Below are 24,568 nucleotides of genomic sequence, written 5' to 3' on the forward strand. Positions count from 1 at the left end.
TGCCTTACCGGGCGGTGGGGACGGCGTCGGTCCGCAGGAGGTCCACGACGGCTCCGGCCAGGTGTGCCACGTTCGGTTCCTCCATGATCGTCAGGTGGTCGCCGGGGACGCCGACGACGTGGATCCGGCCGCTGGTCATGTCGCTCCAGCCGTTGCAGGGGTCCTGATGGCGGCTGCGGGCGGCACGGTGCATGGCATCGAGGACGGCGGGCAGCGGCTCGGTGGCGCGGATCAGCGTGAGGTCGTGGTCCTCGCGCGGCGGCCGGTAGGCCAGTGCTGCCTGCCAGTTGGCCCGGTAGACGCGGAACAGGCGGCGGATGAGGGACGGGGAGCCGCCGGCCGGCAGTACGCCGCGCTCGCTCGCGACGCGGGCCATGAAGGCGAACTTCTCCTCCGGCGAGTGGAGTTCGTCGGGGATGATCCGCACGGATGACTCGCTGCCGTCCCGTAGCCAGAGCAGCTCGTGGAAGAACCACGCCAGCACGGCCTCCTCGCTGTGCGGGACACGCGGGCCCCGGGCCAGCGCGGTGGTGTCCAGCACCAGCAGGTGGCTCACCTCTTCGCCTGCCGCCCGCAGGCGGCGGGCGATCTCGAAGGCGACGAAGCCGCCGAAGGACCACCCGCCGATCGTGTAGGGGCCGTGCGGCTGGGCTGTCCGCAGCGCGGTGAGGTAGCTGTCCGCCAGCTCCTCGACGCTGCTCAGCGGTGTGGTGCCCGGGTCGGCGCCGGCGGCCTGGAGCGCGTACAGCGGCTGGTCGTCCGGGAGGTGCCGGGCGAGGCGGACGTAGCACAGGACGTTGCCGCCCATCGGGTGGACCATGAACACCGGCGGGCGGGTGCCCTGCGGGCGGACCGGCACCAGCGGGTCGTACGAGGCTCTCGCCCCGCCGTCGCGCAGCCGCGTCGCGAGCCCGGCGCAGGTGGGTGTCGCGATCAGTTGCGCGAGGGGGATGTGCACGCGGTAGCGCTGTTCGATCCGGCTCACCAGCCGCATCGCGGTCAGGGAGGTGCCTCCGAGCTCGAAGAGGTTGTCGTGCAACTCCACCGCGTCCAGGGACAGCGCGTCCGCCAGCATCTCGGTCAGGGTCCGCTCGTACGCGTCGCGCGGCCCGGCGTCGAGGGCGCGGACCGGGACGGTCAGCGGCGCGCGGCGCAGGGCCGCGTCGTCCCGCTTGCCGCTGGGGGTCAGCGGGTACCGGGTGACCCACTGCAGATGGGAGGGGACCATGTAGTCGGGCAGGGTGGCGCGCAGTTGCTCGCGGATGCCGGCCAGGTCCTCGTCGGTGCCCTCGCCGAGGAGGAAGGCGGCGAGGAAGACCTCGCCGTCCTCGCGTCGGCGGGCCACGACCGCGGCGTCGCGCAGGCCCGGGTGGCGCTGTGCCAGGGCCGTGGCGGCCAGTTCCACCTCGGCCGGCTCCACGCGGAAGCCCCGCACCTTGACCTGGGTGTCGGCGCGCCCGAGGAAGACGACGTCGCCACCGGGAAGCATCATCCCGACATCGCCCGTGTAGTACAGCAGGCGACCGGAGTCGCCGAAGGGCTGCGGGAGGAAGCGTTCCTTGGTCAGGTCCGGGCGGCCCTCGTAGCCGTCGGCCAGGCAGGCGCCGCCCAGGTGGATCTCGCCGCGCACCCCGGCCGGGACCGGACGCATCTGCTCGTCCAGGACGTGCACCTCGGCGCCGTCGATGGCCCTGCCGATCGGCGGCAGGGCGGGGAAGGCCGCGGGGTCCCCGGTCATGGTGAACGCGGTGACGACGTGGGTCTCGGTCGGACCGTACTGGTTCTCCAGCACCGCCCCCGGGAGTTCGGCGCACAGCGCGCGGACCTCCGGGGTGACGCGCAGCTGCTCGCCGCACAGGATCAGCACCCGCAGGGCCCGCGGGGTGAACCCCGATGTGGCGGCTGCTTCGGCCAGCTGCTGGAGGGCCACCGGCGGGAGGAAGGCCTGCTCGACGCGCTCGCGGTCGAGCAGGCGAAGCAGTGCGGGCATGTCGCGCCGCTCGGCGTCGCCGGCCAGGCACAGGGTGCCGCCGGAGCACAGGGTGGAGAAGATCTCCTGGAAGGAGATGTCGAAGCTCAGCGGTGCGAACTGCAGGGTGACGCCGCCCGGGACCGCGCTGGGCGCCGCCCCGTTCTGCCAGGCCACCAGGCCGGCCAGGGTGCGGTGCGGCATGGCGACGCCCTTGGGGGCGCCGGTGGAGCCCGAGGTGAACAGCACGTACGCGGTGCTCTCGGGGGCGACCCCGGCCTGCCGCTCGGCCACCGGCGCGGCGACGGTCGTAGCCTGCGCCTCGCCCGCCCGCAGCGGTGTGGTCACGGACTCGGCGGGCAGCAGCAGAGCCGGGTCGCCTGCGAGGTGGGCGTGCTCGGACCCGGCCACGACGCGGAAGGGCTGGGCCTGCTCCACCATCGAGGCCAGCCGGGGCACGGGGTAGCCGACGTCCATCGGGACGACGGCGCACCCGGCCCGCAGGACGCCCAGGAGCACGGCGATGGTACGTGGGGAGCGCTCCATGGCGATCCCGATCCGTGCGTTCGCCGGTGCTCCCAGCGCGCACAGCCGCGCGGCCACGTACCCGGAGGCCTCGGCGAGGCGTGCGTAGGTCCACCGCTCCTCGCCCATGACCAGGGCCGTCCTGTCCGGCGTGCGCGCGGCCCGGTCGGCGATGCGTGCCACGACCGTGGGGTGCTCGCCGGCGGGGGCGAGCACCGGCCGGGGGGCGAGGAAGGCGAAGTCCGGTTCTTCGTGCGACTGTTCGACCATCCGGCGCAGGATGTTCAGGAACCCGGCCGCGAAGAGGTCTCCCTGCTCGGCGGAGAACGTCGCGCCATCGCAGTCGATCCGCAACCACATCCCGCCGCCTTCCGGTTCGGTGACCACGTTCACCAGGAGCCGGAGGTCGTTCTGCTCCCAGGTGTCGAACGCCACGAGCCTCATGCCGGGCAGGCTGAGGACGTGGGAGAGCTGGTGGAAGTGGACGTAGTTGAAGGCGGTGGCCACGACGGGCCCGCCGTGGTCCTCCTGGATGGCGCTCAGCGGGTAGTGGCGGTGGGGGTGGCCGTCCTGTTCCTGGCGGAGGCCCTCGCGGGCCACCTCCAGCCAGCTCTCCCGCGCGGTGTCCAGGCGCACCGGCACGGTGTTCAGGAACAGCCCGGCGGTGCGCTCCGCCCCGGCCAGTTCGGGCCGGCCGTGGGTGATCAGGCCGGTGGTCACGTCACGGGTGCCGGCGAGCATGGCCAGGGTCAGGCCGTGCGCCGCGAACAGCACGGACTTCACGGGCAGGGCGTGCACGGCCGCGAAGTGCCGCACCTGTTCGACGAGGGTGGCGGGCAGGTCGACCCGTTGTGAGGCGGGCTGGTGGCCGCCTCCGGGCCGATGGGGAGCAAACGCCTCGATTAGCAGGGGTTCGCAGCCGGCCAGCCTGTTCCGCCAGTAGCGTCGGGTCTCCTGCGAGCGCAGGGCCACCTGCTCCTGCCGAACGTGGGTCGCGGCCGAAGGGGGCGGGGTGTCGTCGACCGGGCCGACCTGGAGGCCGAGGCCGTGGGCGTAGTCCTGGAGCAGTTCCCGGAGCAGGGTGGCGACGCTGCCGCCGTCGAGGAGCGCGTGGTGGAAGCTGAGGACCAGGTCGACGGTGGAGGGCCGGATGTGGGCGCGGAACAGGTAGAGCGGCGCCCGGTCGAACGCGTACGGGTGGTGGCGGCGTTCCTCGATGTGCGCGCGCACCTCGGCCTCGGCCGCGGCGTCGTCGAGCGGGCGCAGGTCGACGCTCTCCAGGGCGCCGTGCACGCGGGGGCGGACGACCTGCAGGGGTTCGGAGCCGGCCAGGTCGAAGGCGGTGCGCAGCGCCGGGTGCCGTGCCGTCAACCGGTCGAAGGCGCGGCGGAACTCCTCGCCGTTCCAGGCCATGTCGAGGGTGTACCGGAACACGTCCCGGTACCTGGCGGACGACTCGTGCCTGCGGCTGTGGAAGAGCAAACCGAGCTGGAGCCGGGTCAGCGGGTAGGCGTCCTCGGCGTCCCGCAGGCGGGCGCGGTCGACGTCGGCCACGAGGGCGAAGGGAGCCGGGACGGCCTCGGTGCCGGGCGCGTCGCACTCCTCGGTGCGGGTGGCGAGGCCGGCGACCGTCGGGTGCCGCAGGAGGTCGGTGAGCGAGAAGCGCAGGCCCCGGGCCTCCGCCTCGGCGCGCACCCTGAGCGCGAGGATCGAGTCGCCGCCGAGGGCGGAGTAGTCGTCGTGGATCCCCACGGCGTCATGGCCGAGGACGCGGGCCCAGACCTCGGCGAGGACCGCCTCGGTGCGGTCGCGCGGCTGCCCGCCCGCCGCGTCCCCGGGGGTGTCCTGCGGTGGTGGCAGCGCGTCGCGGTCGGTCTTGCCGTTGGGGGTGAGTGGAATCCCGTCGATCCGGGTGAACGATGCCGGGACCATGTATGCCGGCAGCGTCCGCCCGAGCCGTTCGCGCAGCAGTGTCGTGTCGATCGGGGTCTCGGCGACGTAGTAGCCGGCCAGGACGGTCCCCCGGTCGTCGGGGGCGGTGCGGCCCGCCACGACGGCGTCCCGTACACCGGGGACGGTGCGCAGGGCGGCGGCCACCTCGTCGGGCTCGACGCGGTGGCCGCGGATCTTGACCTGGCCGTCGATCCGTCCGAGGTGCTCCAGGGTGCCGTCCGTGAGCCACCGCGCCAGGTCCCCGCTGCGGTAGAGGCGGCCGCCCGGCACGAAGGGGTCGACGCCGAACCTCTCGGCGGTCAGCTCCGGGCGGTCGAGGTACCCCCGGGCGACACCGACACCGCCGATGCACAACTCACCGGCGACTCCGACGGGTTGCGGCAGGTCGTCGGCGCCCAGCACGTACAGCCTGGTGTTGTCGATCGGACGGCCGATGGGCACCCGCGTGACACCGCGGGCAGGGTCGTCCGGGCAGTCGTGGGACGAGACGTCGACCGTGGCCTCGGTCGGGCCGTACAGGTTCACCAGCCGCACCGCCTGCCCGGCGTCGCTCTCACGGCGGCACCGCTCGGCCACGCGGTTGAACTGCTCGACCCGGCCGGCTGGCAGGGCTTCGCCGCTGCAGAAGACGTGCCGCAGGGTCCGGACGCCCTCGCGTGACTCCGCGGACTCCTCCAGAAGGTCCAGGAACGGGCCGAGCATCGACGGGACGAAGTGCACGGCGGTGACCCGGTGTTCACTGATCGCCCGGATGACCTCGCGCGGGTCCCGCTGGCCGCCGGGCGACAGCAGGGCCACGGCCGCGCCCTCCACCGCCCACCAGAACAGCTCCCAGACCGAGACGTCGAACGACACCGGCGTCTTCTGCAGGAGAACGTCCCCCTCCCCCAGCGGATAGCGACGCTGCATCCACGCGAGGCGGTTGACCACGCTGTGGTGCTCGACCATGACGCCCTTGGGCTGCCCGGTCGAGCCTGAGGTGTAGATGATGTAGGCGAGGTCACGGGAGGTGGCGAGTGGCTCGACCGGCGCTCCGCTGCCCGCCAGCAGGCTGCCGACACGACGCACGTTCGCGTCACCGGCAGGCGCGTCGTCGTCGACGATCACCACCTTGGCGCGGCTGTCGCGCAGGAGGAAGTCCACCCGCTCTGCCGGATTGCCGGGGTCCACCGGCACGTAGGCGCCGCCGGACTTCAGGGTGCCCAGAAGCGCGGCCAGCAGCTGCGGTCCCCGCTCCATCATCACGGCGACCCGGTCGTCCGGGCCGACGCCCTCCGCGCGCAGGGCGCGAGCGACACGGTTGGCCTGCTTGTCCAGGTCGGCGTAGGTCAGCGTCGTCCCGTCGGCCGCGGTGACCGCGGCCCGGTCCGGGTGCCGGGCGGCCTGCGCCTCGAACAGGCCGTGCAGGGTCGCTTGGTCCGCAAAGGGCACCTGACGGCCGCGGGCGCGCCCGATGGTGAGGTCCTCGTACTCGGCGGGCGCCAGCATGGGGACGGAGGACAGCGGCCGGTCCACCAGGTCCAGGCCGTGCTCCAGGAGCGTCGTGAGATGACCGGTCACGGAGGCGATGGGCAGGTCCTCGTCGAAGACGTCACGGGCGTAGTCCAGGTCGACGCGGATTTCAGCGCTGTCGTCGAAGGCGGACACCACGACGCCCAGCGCGTCCTGGTCATGCGAGGGGGCCATCAAGGCAGTCCGACGCTCGACTCCACAGACCTGGTCCGTGCGGGGCCAGTGCATGTAGGAGAGCGTCACGTCGAAGAGCTGCCCCTGGGCGCGGACCGGCGCGGGCCGTGCCCGCAGGACCTCGCCGAGCGCGAGCCGCTCGTGGCGCCGGAGCGCAACGGTCGTGTCCCGGATCCCGGCGAGCAGTTCACGCAGGGTTCGCCCGCCAGGTGCCGCGATGCGTAGGGGCAGGGTGTTGGCGAACTGCCCGAGGACGTCCTTGTGCTGCTCGGTCGGACGATTGAGGAAGGGGACGCCGAGCACCACCTCCTCGCTTCGGTGCAGGCGCGTCAGGTACGTACCGAGCACGGCCGCGACGTAGGTGAACGGCGAGAAGCCGGCGGCGCGGACCCGGCCGGCGAGGGCACCGTCGATCACGAAGGAGTGGCGACCGCGTCCACGCGGTCCCCTGTCCGTCGCACGCTTGAACATCGCGGGTGCGACGCCGTCGAGGTAGTTCCGGTAGAAGGCGCGGTCACGGTCACCGTCCGCGCAGGCGTGGTAGGCGGCGTCCTCCTCGACGAACTCCAGGTAGGAGGGCGCCCCGTCGGCGCTCTGCTCCGGGTCGCCGCGCTGCGCCCGGGCGTAGTCGTGGAGGATCTCCTGGCCCAGCCGGTGGAGCGTCCAGCCGTCGGCCACGATGTGGTGCGCCTTGATGTGCAGATGCGTGACGTCCGGGCTCTCCAGCAGCAGTGTGGCTTCGACCAGCGGGCCGTGCGTGAGCGGCAGGGCGCCCGCCATCGAGCGGCGCATCCACTCGGCACAGGCCGCGTCCGGCTCGGGTTCCTGTGACAGGTCGACCACGGAGACGGGGGCACCCTCGTGCGCCACCCGCTGGAACGGGATCCCGCTGCTCTCCTCGAACCGCAGCCGGAACGTCTCGTGGCGCCGCAACGCGCGGACGGTGGCGGCCGCGAGCCGGTCACGGTCGACCTCGCCGTACAGGCGCTCGTGGAGCACGCAGTTGAACTGCGGTGACTCCGGCGCCTGCGCGCCGGCTGACCAGAGGTCGCGCTGGTACGCCGACAGCCGGTGCGGGGCCTGGTCGTTCATGCCCACGTCTGGGGGTTCCCTTCGAGCCGAACGGGGATTTCGCGGTGCCCGTTGAAGATGATGGAGGGCAACGGGGTGAGGTGGTCGGGTTCGACGGCGAGGTCGAGCCCGGGGAAGCGGGAGAAGAGCGCCGGGAGCGCGATGCGCCCTTCGAGGCGGGCGAGTTCGGCGCCCAGGCAGTAGTGGGATCCGTGGCCGAAGGCCAGGTGCTCGCGGGCGGTGCGGCGGGTGACGTCGAAGAGATGGGCGTCCTCGCCGTGCACCACTGGGTCGCGGCCGGCTGCGGCGTAGTTGATGACGAGGGCGTCGCCGCGCAAGAAGGTCATCCCGGTCGCCTCGTCGTGCAGGTCCTCGGTGGGGAAGCGCAGGATGAAGTTGGCCACGGGGGCCTGGTGGCGCAGGGTCTCCTCCACGACCTGTTCCCAGCCCACCCGGCCGGACACGGCCAGCTCCAGTTGGTCCGGATGCGTGAGGAGGTTGACCACGGCGTGGTCGAGCATGCTCGCCGTGGTCCCGTAGCCTGCGCCGATCAGTATCCAGATGCTGTCGGCCAGTTCCTGCTCGCTGAGCACGCCCTCACGGTGGGCGTCGAGCAGGGTGGTGGCGAGATCGTCGCCGGGGTGCTCGGCCTTGGCGGCGATGAGGTCGCCGCCGAGCTCCGCTGCCTCGACCGTGATGGCGGCGGCCCGCTCCGCGGACAGATCGGTCTCGAAGACGCTGTCGTTGACGGCCTGGAACCGGTCGTGCATGGCCTCCGGCAGGCCGACGAGCTCGGCGACCGTGAGCCAGGGCAGCCGTGAGGCGAAGTGCGCTCGCAGGTCCACGATTCCGCCCAGGGCGACGGCGGCCGCCTCGGCGAGATCCTCGAGCAGCGCGGCGGTGGTCTCCGCGATCCGCGGTGCGAGGGCCCGGACCCGGCGGGCGGTGAAGGCGGGTACCAGCGGGTGGCGGAGGCGGCCGTGATCGGGTCCGTAGGCCGTCTGAACGGTGCGGATGTCCACCCAGATCTGCAACGGCCACCCGGCGGGGAGCTCGCCGTCGAGGTAGGCGGGCCAGTGCCGCCGGGCGTCCTTGGAGACCCGGGGATGGATCAACAACCGTCGGACGAGACCCGGGTCGGTCACCGACCACGCCGGTACACCACCCGGCAGCTCGACCCGGGCCGCAGGCCCCAGGGCGCGCAGCGCCGCGGTTTCGCCGTGGATGTCCGCGCCACTGCCGTCCAGGGGGTAGGGGCAGCGGTTCGAGAGGGGCAAGGAGGACAAGGGTTGTGGCCTCGTTAGTCGGTTCATTGGGGGTGAGCGGCCTTCGGGCGTCCGTCGCGTGTTCGTGGACCTTGCCGAACGCTCTTGATCGCGGGGTTCGCAGCGGCCCCGTCACGAGGGCTTGGACCGCTCCCCCGTCGCTCTGCGACAGCCCGAAGTGGCCCCGCCCTCCGCCGGGTGTCCCGACTCACCCGTTGGGCGTCGAGTCGAGCTGTCACCAGGTGGGTCGGGATGCGCGGGAGGGGCCACCTCAGGACCTCATCGGTGAGACCTGACCGCACCGTCACGGACGCGCTCGGTCAGGCCGGGCACGGTTCCGCTCAGACGTGCCCGAAGAACAGGCTGCCCGGAGCGTCCGGGTTGTTCGAGAGGAAGTGCTCACGCACCGCACGGACGAACTCCTGGCGCGAGATCGCGCCGTCCCCGTCGGTGTCCAGCTTGATGAACGTGTCCATCGCGTCCGGCGCGTCGGTGCGCCACACGTCCTTCAGGAAGCGGGCGAACTCCTCCTTGCTGATCTCGTTGTCACCGTTGACGTCGATGACGTCGAAGACCACGTGGCCGGCGCCGTCGGCCAGGTTGAGCCTGCTGGTGTCGACGCTGGCGAGACGGTTGGCCATGACGAACTGCTCCTTCGTCAGCCGGTCCTGCTGAACGCCGGCGTGACGCAGGATCTCCAGCCAGTACGTCTGGAAGAAGGAGTGAAGCGCCCTGGCCCGGCGGTCCTCCTTGCCGAGCTTGTAGGCCTGGATGTAGCGGTCGGCAAGCTGCTGGTAGTCCGACCAGTCGACGTAGCCGTCGCTGTTGGCATCCATGGCCTCGAACGTACGTTCGAGCTTGACGGTGATGACGTCCTGCGTGGCGGTAGCCATGTCTCTTCCTCGGATGTAGGGGTGCGCACGATCGTGCACGATCATCATTGGTTCGCCTACGGGGGGAACACAACGCGACGGGGCGGCCGGTCCCGCGTTTCACCCGTTCGAGCGTGGCGCCCTCACCGACGTTGACCCGGCGCTCTCCGCCGCACCGGCCTCCGGCTGAACCGTTGTCGGCCACTGCTCTCGCGCCCCCGTTGTGGACGATGACCCGCGCTCCGGTGACACACTCACCCAACGCCTGTGAAACAGCTCGTACTTGCTGCCATCACGACGATGGACGCGTACCGGAGCCCGAGGTCGATCGTGACTTCTGATCCTCACAAACGAGGACCGCCCCGGCACAGCCCGGTCACGCTCCGACAGCTCGCCCACGCGAGTTCATCCCGGATTCGACCGCCGACGCCCCCTACTGTGGGCACAGTCGACGCCCGCCGTAGACGGATGTGCGGAACCGCGCCTACGCGGAGGGCCGTTCGCAGCCGAGCGCGGGTCGCTCGCCGACGGATCGCCGGACCTGGTCCCGTCCACCCCCAAGTCCTTGATCCAGGAGGAAGCACGTGTCGAAACCACCGGGTCCGACGTCACCCGCAGGCCGGGCCGTGGTCATCACCGGCGCCTCCTCAGGCCTCGGGGAGGCCTGCGCGCTCCACCTGTCCCGGGTGGGCTTCCACGTCTACGCCGGAGTGCGCCGTCCCGAGGACGGGGAACGGCTGCGCGCGGTCGCCACCGGACGGCTCACCCCGCTAGCCCTCGACGTGACGGACGAGAAGTCGGTCTGGGCCGCCGTACGCGCGGTCGCCGGGCCGGCCGGTGAGGCAGGGTTGTGGGGGCTGGTCAACAACGCGGGCATCGCCGTCACGGCTCCACTGGAGTGCGTGCCGCACGAGTTGATGCGCCGCCAGGTCGACACCAACGTGACCGGTCAACTGCTGGTCATCCAGGGCTTCCTGCCTCTCCTGCGCGCCGGGGCCGGACGGATCGTCAACGTGACGTCAGGTCTGGGAAACGTCGCCATCCCCTACCTCGGCGCCTACGCCGCCGCCCAGTTCGCCAAGGAGGCACTCAGCGACGCGCTGCGCCGCGAGCTCGCCCCGCAGCGGATCCCCGTCGTGGTGGTCCAGCCGGGCGCTGTCCTGACCCCGCTCTGGGACAAGATGTCCGACCAAGGGATCCGGGCGCTGGAGAGCGCCCCGAAGCCGGTCCAGGACCTCTACCGCGGCACGTTCCCGCGGTTCATGGAGACCAACGAGACCTCGGCCCGGACCAGCCGCACCACTCCTGACGACGTCGCCCTGGCGGTCTTCCGCGCTCTGGTCGCCCGGCGGCCCAGGACCCGCTACGGCGTTGGCCGGGACGCGATCGGCAGTCGCGTGCTGGCCCGGCTGATGCCCGACCGGGCGATCGACCGGATCCTCGGCGGCATCGTCACACCTGCCCGTTGACCACGGGCCGCACACCCCCCATCGCCAACAACACCAGGAGAGGAACGTCGACATGACCGCGTCGCAGGAGCTGAAGGACCTGTTCACCCACAGTCTGGACCTGCTGTCGGAGGCGAGGATCGAGGAGTGGATCGACCTCTTCGCCGAGGACGGCATCCTCGAATTCCCCTACCCGGCCTGGGGCCTCCCCTCCCGGATGCGGGGCAGGGCGGCGCTGCTCACGCAGATGACGATGTTCCGCGAGCAGCTGAAGGTCGAATTCTCCGAGCCCGAGTTCTACACCGCCGACGAGGCAGGCCTGGTCATCGCGGCCTTCACCGGCGAGTGCACCCTGCTCGCCACCGGCGGGCAGTACCACCAGACCTACCTGTCGGTGGTTCGCTTCGAACAGGGCCGGATCGCGCTCTACCGTGACTTCTGGGACCCCTGGGCGGTGATGGAGGCGGCCGGCGGCGAACTCGCCTGGAAGCAACTGCTGCCGACGATGGCCAGGGGCTGACCCTCCGCCGCGCGCCCGGTCACGGCTTGATCGTCGACGGTATCTCCTACGCCCGCTCGGTGCCCGACGGGCGCACCGAACGACGGCAGTGACAACACCCGCAACGGGCGTGGCCGACGGCTGCTACACCCACATGCAGGTGGCCGGCACCCACCACCAGGAGCGTCACCCGCACGATGCCCCTCCGACAGTCCAGCCACCATCGCATGACCACGGGGCTGACGATCGGGCTTACCCCGGGCTGTCCACACGCTTCAGCGGCCGTACGCGTGCTTCGAGTTCGGCGGGCAGGTGCCAGCCCTCGCTGGTGGGGGTCCTGTAGAGCCGGGCTTTGAGGCCGAGGAGGAGCTGGCAGCGGCGTTCCTGGTCGGCTTGGGTCCAGGCGTCGGCGAAGGTCTGGCCGGTCTCGACTTCCACCCAGGTGGAGGGGCGTTGTGGGAGGGCGCCCACCGCCGCCCGAGGATCCCGCAGGCTTCCTACGCGCGAGCCGAGTTCACGCTGATCCGCGCACCGGGCACCGGGCGCTGCTAGCCAACCCCCGCCTGCAGGTCTTCGACCACCCGGAAGCCTTCCTGACCCGCAACTACGACCCGCACAAGGCACTCTGCGGCCCCGGCCGCGGCCAGCGCGCCACCAGCCGGTCGTCGCCCAGCCTGGACCGATGCCAGTCGGCCTGCCCGGACATCTCCCGAACCGATACTCACATCGCCCGCGTCCAGGCGACTCCCGGCCCGAGATCGCCGATGACCTGCATCGGGAGAACAACGAGCTGAAGGAGAACCTCAGACAGGCCCGGACCGAGCAGAACCGGCTCAAGGAGACCGTCACGCAGTACGCCAGGGTCATCCATGTCCTGGAGGTGGAGAACCATCGACTCCATGAGCAGTCCCATCCTGAGGGTGTCGTGCTGCCGTTCCACAACAGGGAGTGAGCCGGGTCAGTTACCACCTCACCCTGCAGGGTTGCGGAAGACAAGCAGATACCGCCAGAAAAGGAGTTGCGGAGGCTGAAGCCCCGGCAGGAGAACAGCAGCCTCCTGTCGGACCTCCTCGAGGAGCATCGTTGACGTCGTACCAGCGGGAGGGCTCAGCCGGAGGGCGATTCATCACCCTCCGCATCCGGGCTGCCACTGGACAACGGAATGACCTGATCTTTCGTCAACATGACCTGCCCATCGGAGTGTCGAAAGTTTCGGCCAACTGGAGACAGGGAGGCGGACGTGGCCATCGACGGCAGACCCGGCCACCCGGATCCTCTCCCCTACGGCCCTGCCACCGGCCCCGGCCGCACCGACGATCCGGGGGTGGTCACCAATGACGAACCAGTTGGCGGACGAGCGGATGCCGACATCACTCAAGTGGGTGGTAGCGGGGGTCTGGCTGCACGCCGTCCTCGGTTCAACAATCCGGCCGGGCAGGGCCCGGACGAGGCCACCGGGCCGGGACTCGCCGACGTGGGCGCGGCCCTGGCGTTCGCGAAGGCCAACTTCCGAGAGGGCCGATTCCGGAGAAGGGCTGCTTCCGCAAAGACCGGCCCCGGAGATGGCCGGCCTCCGACCGGACGCGCACGAGTGGTTCCGGGGTACGGAGAGGTCCGCGCGGCTCCCGGCGCGGACCTCGGCCTGCCGGGCCGCCCGCGTCGGGTGTGGTCGCGTCGGGTGTGGTCGCGAAGGCCTGGCCCACGGCTCAGGCGTCGATGCCGAGCCGTCGGCCCCTGGATAGACTGACCAGGCGTTCCAGGAACGGACCCGGCGCCGTCGACGGAGCACCCGCTGTGCCCCGCAGTCGCGCGTACGCCACTCTCCGTGACCGCAGCGGCAGAGGGGCGAGCCGGTCGCGGATGATCCGGCAGCGGGCCATCGATCGGACGGGAGCCCTGCCATGGCGAACACGTCCAGGTCTCCGGGCGGCGACGACCCCGAGATCACCGGCCCCGTGCCCACCCGCGCCCCTTCGCCGTCGTCGGCCGCCCGGGACGACACCGAGCCGACCGCGGCCAACGACCGGCTGGCGCTCAACGGCATGGGCAGCTTCGACTGGGACCTCGACAAGGGCACCTACCACCTCGACGACGTCGGCCTGGACGTGTTCGACCTGCGGGCCGACGAGTTCGACGGAGAGCCGGCGTCACTCTCCGCGAGGGTGCTGCCGACGGACAACGAGCGGCTCGACGAGGCCGTGTCGCGCGCGCTCCGGGAGGGTCACCTGACCTTCGCGTGCTACTTCCGCCTGGTCTGCCGCGACGGCACCCTGCGCTGGGCCCACACACAGGGGCGCATCCTGCGCGACGCACAGGCGCGCCCGTACCGCATCGTCGGCATCGTCCGCAACGCGGAGGAGGAACTGGCCCACGCCGAGGGGATGCGTACGCTCGCCGCCGACCGGCGCCGCCAGACCGACTCCGTGCGCGCCACCACCGAAGCCCTCGCCCGCGCCGTCACCGTCCGCGACGTGACCAACGTGCTGACCGACAGCGAAGGGCTGCGGCGCTTCGGGGCGGACGGGCTGGCCCTCGGGCTGGTGGACGGGGACGTCATGCGCCTCGTCGCCGCGACCGAGCAACCGTCGGCGGAGCTCAGGGCCCGGGACGACCTGTCGCTGACCCACCTGGTGGACGGCCTGCCGCTGTCCGAGGCCGTGCTCACCCGACGCGCGCGATTCCTCGGCACCAGGGAGGAACTCACCACCCGCTACCCCCGCCTGCGGCCCTACGCCGAGGAGATGGGGATCGAGGCGGCGGCCTTCCTGCCCCTGGCCGCCCAGGCCCGCTCCATCGGCGCGCTGGGCCTGTTCTACCGGGACCGGCACCAGTTCAGCACAGAGGACCGCAACATCTGCATCGCGCTGAGCAGCGCGGTCGCGCAGTCCCTGCAACGCGCCATGCTCTTCGACCAGGAACGCGAGTTCGCGACCACGCTCCAGACCACCATGCTGCCCCGCCGCATCCCCGAGATCAACGGCGGTGAGGTGGCCGTCCGCTACCGGGCCGGCCGCAGCGGACGCGAGGTGGGCGGGGACTGGTACGACGTCATCCCCCTGCCGGGTCGGCGGGTGGGCCTCGTGGTCGGCGACGTGGAGGGGCACGACAGCCACGCGGCCGCCATCATGGGTCAGTTGAGGATCGCCCTGCGGGCCTACGCCACCGAAGGACACACCCCCGCCACGGTCGTGGCCCGCGCGTCCGGGTTCCTCGCCGACCTCGACACCGAGCGGTCCGCGACCTGCATCTACGTCGACGCCGACCTGGAGACCGGAACCCTGCGCCTGGTGCGGGCCGGCCACCTCGAACCGCTCGTGCGGGACAGCACCGGCCTGACCGGCTGGGTCGGCGTCCGCGGCGGCCTGCCGCTCGGCGTGGCCACGGCGTTCGGCCAGGACGGATACCCGGAGACCCGCCTCGACCTCAACCCCGCCGACACCCTGCTGCTGTGCACCGACGGACTGGTCGAGCACCCCGGCCGGGACATCACGGACGGCATCGAAGCACTCGCCGCCGCCCTGCGCGACGGCCCGCGGGACACCGAGGCGCTCGCCGACCACCTCTGCGGCGGCCATCCGCACCGCCTCGGCAGCAGCGACGACGTGGCGCTCCTGCTGCTGCACCGCGCGGCCGTCCCCGGCGCCCACGCCACCCGGCAGATGACCCAGCACGTCCACCAGGCCGATCCGGAAGGGCTGGCGGAGACCCGGGCCATGCTCCGCCAGGCCCTCGCCGCGTGGGGTGCGTCCGACCTGATCTCCGACGTCGAACTCACCGCGGACGAACTGATCACCAACGCCCTGGTCCACACCGACGGGGGCGCACTGGTCACCATCGAACTGCGGGCCGGGACCGCCCCCTGCATCCGTCTGGAGATCCGGGACCGCTCCAGCGTCCTGCCGCGCCGCCGGGCCCCCGGCGAGACCGCCACCTCCGGCCGCGGTCTGCTGCTGGTGGACGCCCTCGCCGGCGGCTGGGGCGTGGAGCCGCTCGGCAGCGGCAAGAACGTCTGGTGCGAGTTCCCGCTGGCGGGCTGAGCATCCGACGGCGGCCCACCGGCGCGGCCACCGGCCCCGCCGAGGGGCGCGGTGCGGCCGGGGGTGCCGGCCCCGCCGCCGCCCGCGCCGGGCGGCGGCGCTACCGGACGGTGACGGCGTCGCCGCGGGTGGTCCGGGTGCCGGGCACCGGCTCGGCCGGGTCGTCGGTGTGGGCGAGCGGGCGGTTGTCGGCGTCGACCATCAGGACCTTGGGGACGAGGGCCTTGGCCTCGGCGTCACTGACCGTGGTGTAGCTGATGATGATGACCAGGTCGCCGGTGTGGATCAGCCGGGCGGCCGCGCCGTTGATCCCGATGATCCCGCTGCCGCGCGGGCCGGCGATCACGTAGGTCTCCAGGCGTGCGCCGTTGTCGATGTCGACGATGTGGACGAGTTCGCCGGGCAGCAGGTCGGCGCCGTCCATCAGGTCCTGATCGATCGTCAGCGATCCCACGTAGTGCAGGTCCGCCTGGGTCACGGTGGCGCGGTGGATCTTGGACTTGAGCATGGTGCGGGTCACGGCTTGGCTCCGTCTTCGTCGTGGCGGGGTGGCTGGATGTCGGGGGCGGGCTGTCGCCGGAACCGGCGGCCGGCCACCAGCCGGGGCGTCTCCCCGGTCGGGCGCGCGGCGTACTGGGGCAGCGCCGCGGCCAGCGCGGCGACGGTGGAGCGGTCGAACAGGGCGCGGACCGGTACGTCCAGCCCGGTCGCGTCGCGCAGTCGCAGCGCGATGCGGGTGGCCAGCAGGGAGTGGCCGCCGAGGTCGAAGAAGTTGTCGTGCACTCCGACGCGCTCGACACCGAGCACCTCGCACCACGCGCCGGCGACGGCCCGTTCCCGCTCGGTCCGCGGCGCCAGGTACTCGCCGGTGCGGGCGGCCGGGGCCGGGGCGGGGAGCCTGCCCCGGTCGACCTTGCCGCTCGGGGTGAGCGGCAGCGCCTCCAGCACGACGAAGGCCGCCGGGATCATGTAGTCCGGGACCAGCCGGCCCACCAGGTCGCGCAGCTCGCCGCCGTCCGGCGGTGTGGCGCCGGGGAACGGCTCCAGGTAGGCGACCAGCTCGGCCTCCCCGGTGCCCGACGCGACCGGGTGCACGACCGCGGCCCGCACCTCCGGGCAGCCCAGCAGCACCGCCTCGATCTCGCCGGGCTCGATCCGATGGCCGCGGATCTTCACCTGGTGGTCCGCCCGGCCGAGCAGCTCGACCCGGCCGTCGGGGTGGCGGCGGCCGAGGTCGCCGGTGCGGTAGAGCCTGGCCCCGGGCTCCCGGCCGTGCGGGTCGGGCACGAAGGCCTGCGCCGTGACGCCGGGCCGGTTGAGGTAGCCCCTGGCCAGGCCGGCGCCGCCGAGGCAGATCTCGCCGGGGACCCCGACCGGCACCGGCTCCAGGCCGCCGTCCAGCACGTGCAGGACGGTCCCGGGCACCGGCGACCACTGCTCGGGGGTGCCGTCCGCGTGCAGGCGGGTCACGGTGGTCCACACCGTGGTCTCGGTGGGGCCGTACAGGTCCAGTACCCGGGCGCCGTCGGCGGCGAGCCGCCGGGCCAGCTCGGTGGGCAGCCGCTCGCCGCCGCACAGCACCACCAGCCCGGCCGGGGCCGACCAGCCGCTGTCCAGCAGCATCCGCAGGGTGACCGGGGTGGACTGGACGATCGCGGGGGCGGTGGCGGTGATCAGCGCGGCCATCCGCAGCGGGTCCCTGACCTCCTCCGCGGTCGCGAGCACCACCGGGGCACCGACCAGCAGCGGCAGGTAGAGCTCCAGGACGGAGGGGTCGAAGGACACCGTGGTCAGCGCGGCCACCGGCGCCCCGGGGCGCAGTCCGGGCAGGTCGAGCATCGCGGTCAGGAAGTCGGCCAGGCCGCCGTGCGTGATCATCACACCCTTGGGCCGGCCGGTGGAGCCGGAGGTGTAGATGACGTACGCGAGGGCGTCCCGGTCGAGCCGCGGCCCGGCGAACGCCGGGCTCTGCCGGGCGATCGCCTCCCGGTCCGCGTCGAGCAGCACGGTGACCGGGCCGCCTGCGGCCGGCGGCAGGGCGGTGAGCCGCTCCACCGGGCCGGTCCGGGTGACGATCACCGAGGCGGCGGTGTCGGCGAGCACGAAGGCGTTCCGCTCGGCGGGGTGGTCCGGGTCCAGCGGCACGTAGGCGGCGCCGGTGGCGAGCACGGCCAGCAGGGCGACCAGCAGCTCCGGACCGCGCTCCAGGAAGACCGCCGCCGTCGAGCCCGGGCCCAGCCCGTGCTCCCGCAGGTGTCCGGCCAGCCGGGCGACCTGCTCGGCCAGCTGCCGGTAGGTCAGCCGCTCGCCGGAGGAGAGCACGGCCTCGGCGTCCGGGGTGCGGGCCGCCTGCTGCTCGAACAGCGCGACCAGGCCGTGCCCGGCGGGGGCCGGCGGCTCCGCGTTCCAGCGCTCCAGCAGCATGCGGCGGTCCGGCTCGGGCAGCGTGGTGCGGCGCGGGTCGGCCTGCGGGTCGGCGGCCAGGCCGACCAGGACGTGCCGGTAGGTCCGGGCCAGCAGGTCGAGCTCGGCCCGGCCGACCCGCTCCGCGCCGGCCTCCAGCACGAAGCCGTCCGCGACGGTGGAGACCGAGAGGCCGAACTCGTTCGGCGTGCGCTCCCCGACCTCGTCCAGTCCGATGGACTCGCCGTCGAGCACCGTCAGGTCCGTGTGGTTGAAGAAGACGTCCACCAGCGGCGTCCCCTGGCCCCAGGCCCGCTGCATGGCGGGCAGCGGGTAGTGTCGGTGCGGCCACAGGGCGGTCTCCTCGGCGAACACCGCACGGGCCAACTCGGTCCAGCTCGGGGCGTCCAGGGTCAGCCCGAAGGGCACGGTGTTGAGGAACATGCCGCGCGCCTGGTCGCCGTCGACCGTCTCCGGGCGCACGTTGCAGACCAGGCCGGTCCGGAAGGCGATCGGGCTCCCGGTGCCGCCCCTGATCATGCCCAGCACCGTGAGGTGCGCGGCCAGCAGGACGCTCTTCAGCGGCACCCCGGCGCCCTGCGCCACCGCTCGCAGCCGCGGCAGCAGGTCGCGGAAGTCGACCCGGGCCACCTCGTCCGTCCCGGCTTCCTCGGCCGCGCCACACCCGTCGGGTCCGTCGGACCCGTCGGGCGCGCCGGGCCGGGTCGGCCAGCCCTGCGGGAGCGCCAGCGGGGCGAACCGGGCGACCCGGTCACGCCAGAACTCCTGGTCCGCCGCGGACCCCAGGGCCCGCTTCTCCAGGGCGATCGCGTCCGCGAACCGGGCCGCGGGCGGAGCGGCCGGCGCCGGATCCCGGCCGTCCCGGACGGCCCGGTAGTAGCCGAGCAGCTCGCCGACCAGCGAGCTCTGGCTCCAACCGTCCAGCAGGGCGTGGCCGTTGCTGACGGACAGCTGCCAGTGCCGCTCGTCCACCTGGTAGGCCACCACCCGCAGCAGACCCGGCACGGCCAGGTCGAACGGCGCCAGCCGGTCGCGGGCGACGGCCGCGGCGAGTTCGGCCCGCTGCTCCGCCGCGCCCAGCCGCCGCAGGTCGACGTGGGAGACCGGGATCGTCGCGGTGGGGTGCACCAGCTGCAGCGGCTCGGAGAACGAGGACAGGTCGACGGAGGTGCGCAGGATCTCGTGCCGCTCCACCAGGAGGGCCGCGGCGGCGCGCAGGGCGTCCACCGAGAACGCGCCGTCGTCGCGGACCGGGTGGCTCAGGTTGGTCAGGTAGACGCCCCGGTCGGCGCCCGCGAGCATCTCGTAGACCATGCCGGCCTGGGCGAGCGAGAGCGGGTAGGCGTCCGCCAACCCGGCCGGGAGGCGGTCGAGGTCGGCCTCGGCGAGCAGCGCGAAGGGGGCCGGCCCGGCCGGCTCCGCGCCCGCGCCGCGCGGGGCGACGGCCTCGGCGAGCCGGGCGACCGTCTGGTGCCGGAAGACGTCCTGGACGGCGATGTCGAGCCCGGCGCCGCGCAGGCGGCCGACCGCGCCGATGGCGCGGATCGAGTCGCCGCCGAGCGCGAAGAAGCTGTCGTGGAGACCGATCAGGTGCGGCTCGATGCCGAGGGCCTCGGCCCAGCCGCGGACGATCCGGTGCTGGAGCGGGGTGCTCGGCGGGGTGTGGTTCGCCGTGTCGACCGGTGTCGGATCCGGCGCCGGGAGGTTGTTGCGGTCGATCTTGCCGCTCGGGGTGAGGGGGAGGGCGTCGAGGGCGCGGTAGTGGGTGGGGAGCATGTGGGCGGGCAGGGTGGCGGCGAGGTGGGTGCGGAGTCGGGTGGGGGTGGGTGGGGTGGTGTGGGGGGTGGTGACGGTGTAGGCGGTGAGGTGGTCGTGGTGGAGGGTGACGACGGCCTGGCTGACGGCGGGGTGGGTGCGCAGGGCGGTCTCGATCTCGCCGAGTTCGATGCGGTGGCCGTGGAGTTTGACCTGGTGGTCGGTGCGGCCGTGGTAGGTGAGGGTGCCGTCGGGGTTGTGGTGGGCCTGGTCGCCGGTGAGGTAGAGGCGGGTGCCGGGGTGGCGCGGGTCGGGGTCGGGGACGAAGCGTTCGGCGGTGAGGGCGGGGCGGCCCAGGTAGCCGCGGGCGAGTTGGAGGCCGGCGAGGGCGAGTTGGCCGGCCAGGTGGAGGGGTTGGGGGGCGAGGTCCTGGTCGAGGACGTGGGTGCGGGTGTTGGCGATGGGGCGGCCGATGGTCACCGGCTGCCCGGGCGGGCAGGGGGTGGCGGTGACGTCGACGGAGGCCTCGGTGGGGCCGTAGAGGTTGTGGAGTTCGGCGTGCCGGGTCGCCGGGTGGTGGTGGAAGGCGTCGGCGAGGTCGTCGGGCAGGGCCTCGCCGCTGCACAGGACCCGGCGCAGCGGGGTGAGCGCGGTGCCGGGTGGGACGGTGTCGAGGAAGACGCGGAGCATGGCGGGGACGAAGTGGGTGGTGGTGATCCGCTCGCCGGCGATCGTCTCGGCGAGGTAGCCGGGGTCGCGGTGCCCGTCCGGGCGGGCCATGACGAGGGTGGCGCCGCAGGTCAGCGGCCAGAAGAACTCCCACACCGAGACGTCGAAGCTGTAGGGCGTCTTCTGCAGGACGCGGTCGGTGGTGTCGAGCCGGTAGGCGTCCTGCATCCAGCGCAGCCGGTTGACGATGCCGCGGTGGGTGATGACCACGCCCTTGGGCAGGCCGGTGGAGCCGGAGGTGTAGATCACGTAGGCCGGGTTGTCCGGGTCCACCGGCACGGCCGGCCGGGGAAGGACCGGTTCGTCCTCGCCGCCCGGGTGCTCGTCGAGGAGGAGGGTGTGGGCACGGTGCTCGGGCAGGCTCGCCGCCAGGTCGGCGGTGGTGACCACGACCGGGGTGCCGGAGTCGGCGAGCATGTGGGTCAGCCGCTGCGCCGGATACCCCGGGTCCAGCGGCAGGTACGCCCCGCCGGCCTTGAGCACGCCCAGCAGCGCCACCGGCAGCTCCAGGCCGCGGTGCAGGCACACCCCCACGACCGACTCCGGGCCCACGCCCCGCGCGCGCAGCCGGCGGGCCACTCGCTCGGCGCGGGCATCGAGTTCGGCGTAGGTCAGCTCACGGCCCTCGAAGCGCACCGCCACCGCGTCCGGGGAGCGCTCCGCCTGCTCCTCGACCAGCCCGTGCAGCAGCCCGTCCACCGGGTACCCCACCGCCGTGTCGTTGAACCCGGCCAGCAGCTCCAGCTCCCCGGCCGACGCCAGCGGCGCCTGACGTACCGTCAGCTCAGGATCGTCGGCCAGCCCGTCGAGCAGGGTGGCGAAGTGCCGCGTGAGCGCCGCCATCCGCTCCGGGCCGAACAGCGCCGTCGCGTACTCGACGACTCCGCGCAGCGAGCCGTCGGGCTGCTCGGTCAGGTGCAGCGTCAGGTCGAACCTGGATCCGTGCCAGGGCATCGCGCGTTCGGTGGCCCGCAGATCCACGCCGTCGAACTCCGCGGGGTCGGTGTTGTTCAGCGCGAACATGATCTGGAACAGCGGGTTGCGGGAGGGGTCCCGCTCCGGCGCCAGCTCGTCCACCAGCCGCTCGAACGGGACCTCCTGGTGGGCGAAGGCGTCCAGCGCCGTCTCCCGCACGCGGTCCACGGCCGCCAGGAAGGACGGGTCGCCGGACAGGTCGGTGCGCAGCACCAGGGTGTTGACGAAGAAGCCGACCAGCCCCCGCACCTCGGCCCTGGTGCGCCCGGCCACCGGCGTGCCCACCACGATGTCCGTCCGGCCGGTGTGCCGGGCCAGCAGGACCTGGAACGCGGCCAGCAGCACCATGAACGGCGTCGCGCCGCGCGAGCGGCCGAGCTCCGCCAGGGCCCGGGCCGTCCGGGCCGGTACGGTGAACGGCAGGGTGGCGCCGGCCGGGTCGAAGACCGGGGGGCGGGGCCGGTCGGTGGTCAGTTCGGTCGCCGTCGCACCCGCGAGCCTGGACCGCCAGTACGGCAGCCGGCCGGTCGCCGACCCGGCGGGTTCGCCGCGCTGCCAGGCGGCGAAGTCGGCGTACTGCACCGGCAGCGGCGCCAGCGGGCTCGCCGAGCCGGTGGCGAACGCCGAGTACAGCGCGCCGAGTTCACGGGCGAGCACGCCGACCGACCAGCCGTCGACGGCGATGTGGTGCAGGGCCAGGGCCAGCACGTGGTGCTCCCGGGCGAGCCGCACCAGCCGGGCCCGCAGCGGCCAGCGGTCGGCCAGGTCGAACGGCGTCCTGGCGTCGCGCTCGATCCACTCCGCCGTCCGCCCCGGGCGTTCGGCGGGGCTCAGGCCGCTGAGGTCCAGCTCGGCGAAGTCCGGCTCGGCGGCCGGGTCCACCACCTGGACCGGCAGGTGGTCGACCTCCCGGTAGCGGGTGCGCAGCACCTCGTGCCGCTCGACCAGCTCGCGCAGGGCCCGGCGCAGTGCCGGGACGTCCAGCGGCCCGTGCAGCTCCCAGCCGAGGGGCACCACGTACTCGGCGGTGCCGGGGCGCAGCTGTTCCAGGGTCCAGAGCCGCTGCTGGGCGAAGGAGAGGGGCAGCCGGCGGTCACGCGGCACGCGGCCGATCGCCGCGGCGGCGAGCGCGGGGCCGGCGGCGCCGCGCAGGAGGCTGTCCAGCAGCGCCTGCCGCTGGTCCCCGGAACTCCCCGGCGCACGCCGGTTCGGCACTGTGCTCATCCCTCACGCACCTGCGACAACATCAACTCCACCTCGGAATCCGTCAGTTGCTCGACATGCTCGGTGATCGCCCGGTGCACCACGGCGGCCAGCCGCTCGACCGTGGGCGCGTCGAACACGGCGCGCACGGGCAGCGCGACCGGGAACCGCTCCTGCAGCCGGGCGACGACCTGGGTGGCCAGCAGCGACTGACCGCCCAGGGCGAAGAAGTCGTCGTGCACGCCGATCCGGTCCACGCCGAGCAGCTCGGTCCAGATCCCGGCCACGGACTCCTCCAGCGGCGTCCTGGCCGCCGTCACCGGCCCGCGCTCGCCCGCGGTCGGTGCCGGCAGCGCCGCCCGGTCCACCTTGCCGTTCGGCGTGAGCGGCAGCCCGGCGAGCGTCACCCAGGCGGTCGGGACCAGGTAGTCCGGCAGCCGCTCCCCCAGGTACGCCCGCAGCTGCGCGCCGGTGGGCGTCGCGTCGCCGGCGGGGACGACGTAGCCGACCAGCTGCTTGCCCCCCGCGGCGGTCGGTCGCACGGCGACCGCCGCCGCGGCGAGTCCGGGATGGTTCCCCAGCGCCGCCTCGATCTCGCCGGGCTCCACCCGGTGTCCGAGGATCTTCACCTGCTGGTCGCGTCGGCCCAGGAACCTGAACGGGCCGCCTTCCTGACGAACCACCAGGTCGCCGGTCCGGTACAGCCGGCCGCCCCGGGTGGTGCCGAACGGGTCCGGCACGAAGCGCTCGGCGGTGAGCGCGGGCCGCCCGAGGTAGCCGAGGCCCACCCCCGGGCCGCCGATCAGCAGTTCGCCCTCCGTGCCGGGCGGGGTGGGGTGGCCCCGGTCGTCCACGACGTACGCGGTGGTGTTGGTGATGGCGGTGCCGATCGGGATGCTGCCGCCCGTCTCGGCCGGGGTGATGCCGCGCCGGACGCAGCTGAACGTCGTGCACTCGGTGGGCCCGTAGCCGTTGCTGACCTCGACGCCGAGGTCGATCAGGGCCCGCACCTCGGCGGGCGGTGCCACGTCGCCGACCACGAGGACGTGGCGGACCAGGGCCAGGGCGCCGGGGCGGGTGCGCACCACGTGCTGGAACAGCCCGCTGGTGAGCATCAGCAGGGTCACGCCGTGGTCGCGGACCGCCCGCTCGATCGTCTCACCGGTGGGGATGCCCTGCGGCAGGACCGCCAGCCTGGCGCCGTTGGCCAGCGGGCCCCAGATCTCGAAGGTCGAGGCGTCGAAGGAGAGCGAAGCGAGCATCAGCACCACCTGCCCGGCGTCGAGGTCGACGTAGTCGACGCCGTGCACCAACCGCAGCACGTTCCGGTGCGTGATCCCGACCCCCTTGGGCCGGCCCGTGGAACCGGAGGTGTACATGAGGTACGCGAGGTCGTCCGGGTGGGTGGCGACCGGCGGCGGGGTGGTCGGCCGGCCGGGCGCCACCGGCCCCTTCGCCATCGGGACGGCGCGCAGGCCCGGGACGGCGTCGAAGCGGTGCGCCGACTCCGGCTGGACCAGCAGGATCCGGGCCCCGGAGTCGGCGGCCATGAACGCCAGCCGCTCGGCCGGGTACTCCGGGTCCAGCGGCACGTAGTAGCCGCCGGCCTTGAGCACGCCGAGCAGCGCGACCACCACCTCGATGTCGCGCCCCGCGCAGACCGCCACCGGGTCACCGCGGCCGACCCCGTGCTCGCCGAGCAGGTGGGCCACCTGGTTCGCCCGGGCGTCCAGTTCGGCGTAGGTCAGCCGCTCGCCGGCGCACTCCACCGCGACGGCTTGCGGCGCGGCGGCCGCGTGCTGCGCGACCCGCTGGTGCAACGCGACGTCGGGCAGCGGCACGTGCTCGCTCCGCTCGCCCATCAGGCCTGGCTCGCCTGCTCCATGCGGCGGCGCAGGCTCAGCGGGCGCATGTCCGTCCACACCTCGTCGATGTGGTCCAGGCAGGCCGGCCTGGGGCCCTCGAAGCCCTCCCGGTACCAGCCGAGCGGCAGCTCCCGGTCCGCGAGCCAGATCGAGTACTGCTCCTCGTCGTTGCGGACCACGCAGTAGGTGCGCTCGTCGGTGTTCTCGTCAGCCATCCCGCTGTCCTCCCGCACTGCTCGACCGGCCCTCGGTGTCCGGCGCTGTCGCAGCACAGCGTGCCGCAGGCCGGCTC

At 73.2% G+C, this 24,568-nt stretch carries 12 protein-coding genes; 4 read left to right on the plus strand and 8 right to left on the minus strand.

Translation table 11 applies throughout. The features are described from left to right. Window positions 1-4: 4 nt before the first annotated feature. The 3 genes from AB0Q99_RS01045 to AB0Q99_RS01055 form a co-directional block, all read right to left on the minus strand. Window positions 5-7,225 (minus strand): amino acid adenylation domain-containing protein, encoded by a 7,221-nt coding sequence (locus tag AB0Q99_RS01045; RefSeq protein ID WP_363568173.1) that lies wholly within the window; start codon window positions 7,223-7,225, stop codon window positions 5-7. After that, window positions 7,222-8,481: a cytochrome P450 gene (locus AB0Q99_RS01050; RefSeq protein WP_363567139.1), complete on the minus strand. Its 1,260-nt coding sequence runs from the start codon at window positions 8,479-8,481 to the stop codon at window positions 7,222-7,224. The genes AB0Q99_RS01045 and AB0Q99_RS01050 overlap by 4 nt, the downstream gene beginning before the upstream one ends. A 329-nt stretch (window positions 8,482-8,810) precedes the next feature. Beyond that, entirely contained in the window at window positions 8,811-9,362 is a 552-nt protein-coding gene (locus AB0Q99_RS01055; protein ID WP_363567141.1) for an EF-hand domain-containing protein, read from the minus strand. Between the two features lie 563 nt (window positions 9,363-9,925). Here AB0Q99_RS01055 and AB0Q99_RS01060 point away from each other — a divergent pair. Together AB0Q99_RS01060 and AB0Q99_RS01065 are read left to right on the plus strand one after the other, a co-directional pair. Continuing rightward, complete coding sequence (locus AB0Q99_RS01060) at window positions 9,926-10,810, plus strand: SDR family NAD(P)-dependent oxidoreductase (protein WP_363567142.1); 885 nt, start codon at window positions 9,926-9,928, stop codon at window positions 10,808-10,810. A gap of 52 nt (window positions 10,811-10,862) precedes the next feature. Next, window positions 10,863-11,309, plus strand: coding sequence for a nuclear transport factor 2 family protein (locus AB0Q99_RS01065; RefSeq protein WP_363567144.1), 447 nt, complete (start codon window positions 10,863-10,865; stop codon window positions 11,307-11,309). A gap of 231 nt (window positions 11,310-11,540) precedes the next feature. Here AB0Q99_RS01065 and AB0Q99_RS01070 read toward each other — a convergent pair whose 3' ends face one another. Continuing rightward, a complete protein-coding gene (locus tag AB0Q99_RS01070; protein WP_363567146.1) occupies window positions 11,541-11,726 on the minus strand; it encodes a hypothetical protein in 186 nt (61 codons plus the stop codon). Window positions 11,727-11,970: 244 nt separating this feature from the next. Here AB0Q99_RS01070 and AB0Q99_RS01075 point away from each other — a divergent pair, with 244 nt between their 5' ends. Together AB0Q99_RS01075 and AB0Q99_RS01080 are read left to right on the plus strand one after the other, a co-directional pair. Continuing rightward, a complete protein-coding gene (locus AB0Q99_RS01075) occupies window positions 11,971-12,240 on the plus strand; it encodes a hypothetical protein (RefSeq protein ID WP_363567148.1) in 270 nt (89 codons plus the stop codon). Window positions 12,241-13,189: 949 nt separating this feature from the next. After that, window positions 13,190-15,325, plus strand: coding sequence for a SpoIIE family protein phosphatase (locus tag AB0Q99_RS01080; protein ID WP_363567150.1), 2,136 nt, complete (start codon window positions 13,190-13,192; stop codon window positions 15,323-15,325). 100 nt (window positions 15,326-15,425) lie between these two features. On the opposite strand, the gene panD is transcribed toward AB0Q99_RS01080, so the two are convergent. The 4 genes from panD to AB0Q99_RS01100 are packed head-to-tail and all read right to left on the minus strand — an operon-like array spanning window position 15,426 to window position 24,491. Then, on the minus strand, window positions 15,426-15,845 hold the full coding sequence (panD, locus tag AB0Q99_RS01085) for an aspartate 1-decarboxylase (RefSeq protein WP_363567151.1): 420 nt from the start codon (window positions 15,843-15,845) through the stop codon (window positions 15,426-15,428). Beyond that, entirely contained in the window at window positions 15,842-22,432 is a 6,591-nt protein-coding gene (locus AB0Q99_RS01090; RefSeq protein WP_363567153.1) for an amino acid adenylation domain-containing protein, read from the minus strand. Before AB0Q99_RS01090 ends, panD begins: the two co-directional genes overlap by 4 nt. Continuing rightward, complete coding sequence (locus AB0Q99_RS01095) at window positions 22,429-24,273, minus strand: non-ribosomal peptide synthetase (protein WP_363567155.1); 1,845 nt, start codon at window positions 24,271-24,273, stop codon at window positions 22,429-22,431. The genes AB0Q99_RS01090 and AB0Q99_RS01095 overlap by 4 nt, the downstream gene beginning before the upstream one ends. Further along, entirely contained in the window at window positions 24,273-24,491 is a 219-nt protein-coding gene (locus AB0Q99_RS01100; RefSeq protein WP_363567157.1) for an MbtH family NRPS accessory protein, read from the minus strand. Before AB0Q99_RS01100 ends, AB0Q99_RS01095 begins: the two co-directional genes overlap by 1 nt. Window positions 24,492-24,568: the final 77 nt, after the last annotated feature.

Origin of the sequence: Kitasatospora sp. NPDC086791 (assembly GCF_040685975.1) — a bacterium.
Lineage (GTDB): Bacteria > Actinomycetota > Actinomycetes > Streptomycetales > Streptomycetaceae > Kitasatospora.

Bases quoted from the DNA above. Each gene is read 5' to 3' on its own strand.
- AB0Q99_RS01055 (WP_363567141.1), bottom strand. From the start codon at position 9,362: ATGGCTACCGCCACGCAGGACGTCATCACCGTCAAGCTCGAACGTACG.
- AB0Q99_RS01080 (WP_363567150.1), top strand. From the start codon at position 13,190: ATGGCGAACACGTCCAGGTCTCCGGGCGGCGACGACCCCGAGATCACC.
- AB0Q99_RS01095 (WP_363567155.1), bottom strand. From the start codon at position 24,273: ATGGGCGAGCGGAGCGAGCACGTGCCGCTGCCCGACGTCGCGTTGCAC.
- AB0Q99_RS01100 (WP_363567157.1), bottom strand. From the start codon at position 24,491: ATGGCTGACGAGAACACCGACGAGCGCACCTACTGCGTGGTCCGCAAC.
- AB0Q99_RS01075 (WP_363567148.1), top strand. From the start codon at position 11,971: ATGCCAGTCGGCCTGCCCGGACATCTCCCGAACCGATACTCACATCGC.
- AB0Q99_RS01045 (WP_363568173.1), bottom strand. From the start codon at position 7,225: ATGAACGACCAGGCCCCGCACCGGCTGTCGGCGTACCAGCGCGACCTC.
- AB0Q99_RS01090 (WP_363567153.1), bottom strand. From the start codon at position 22,432: ATGAGCACAGTGCCGAACCGGCGTGCGCCGGGGAGTTCCGGGGACCAG.
- AB0Q99_RS01065 (WP_363567144.1), top strand. From the start codon at position 10,863: ATGACCGCGTCGCAGGAGCTGAAGGACCTGTTCACCCACAGTCTGGAC.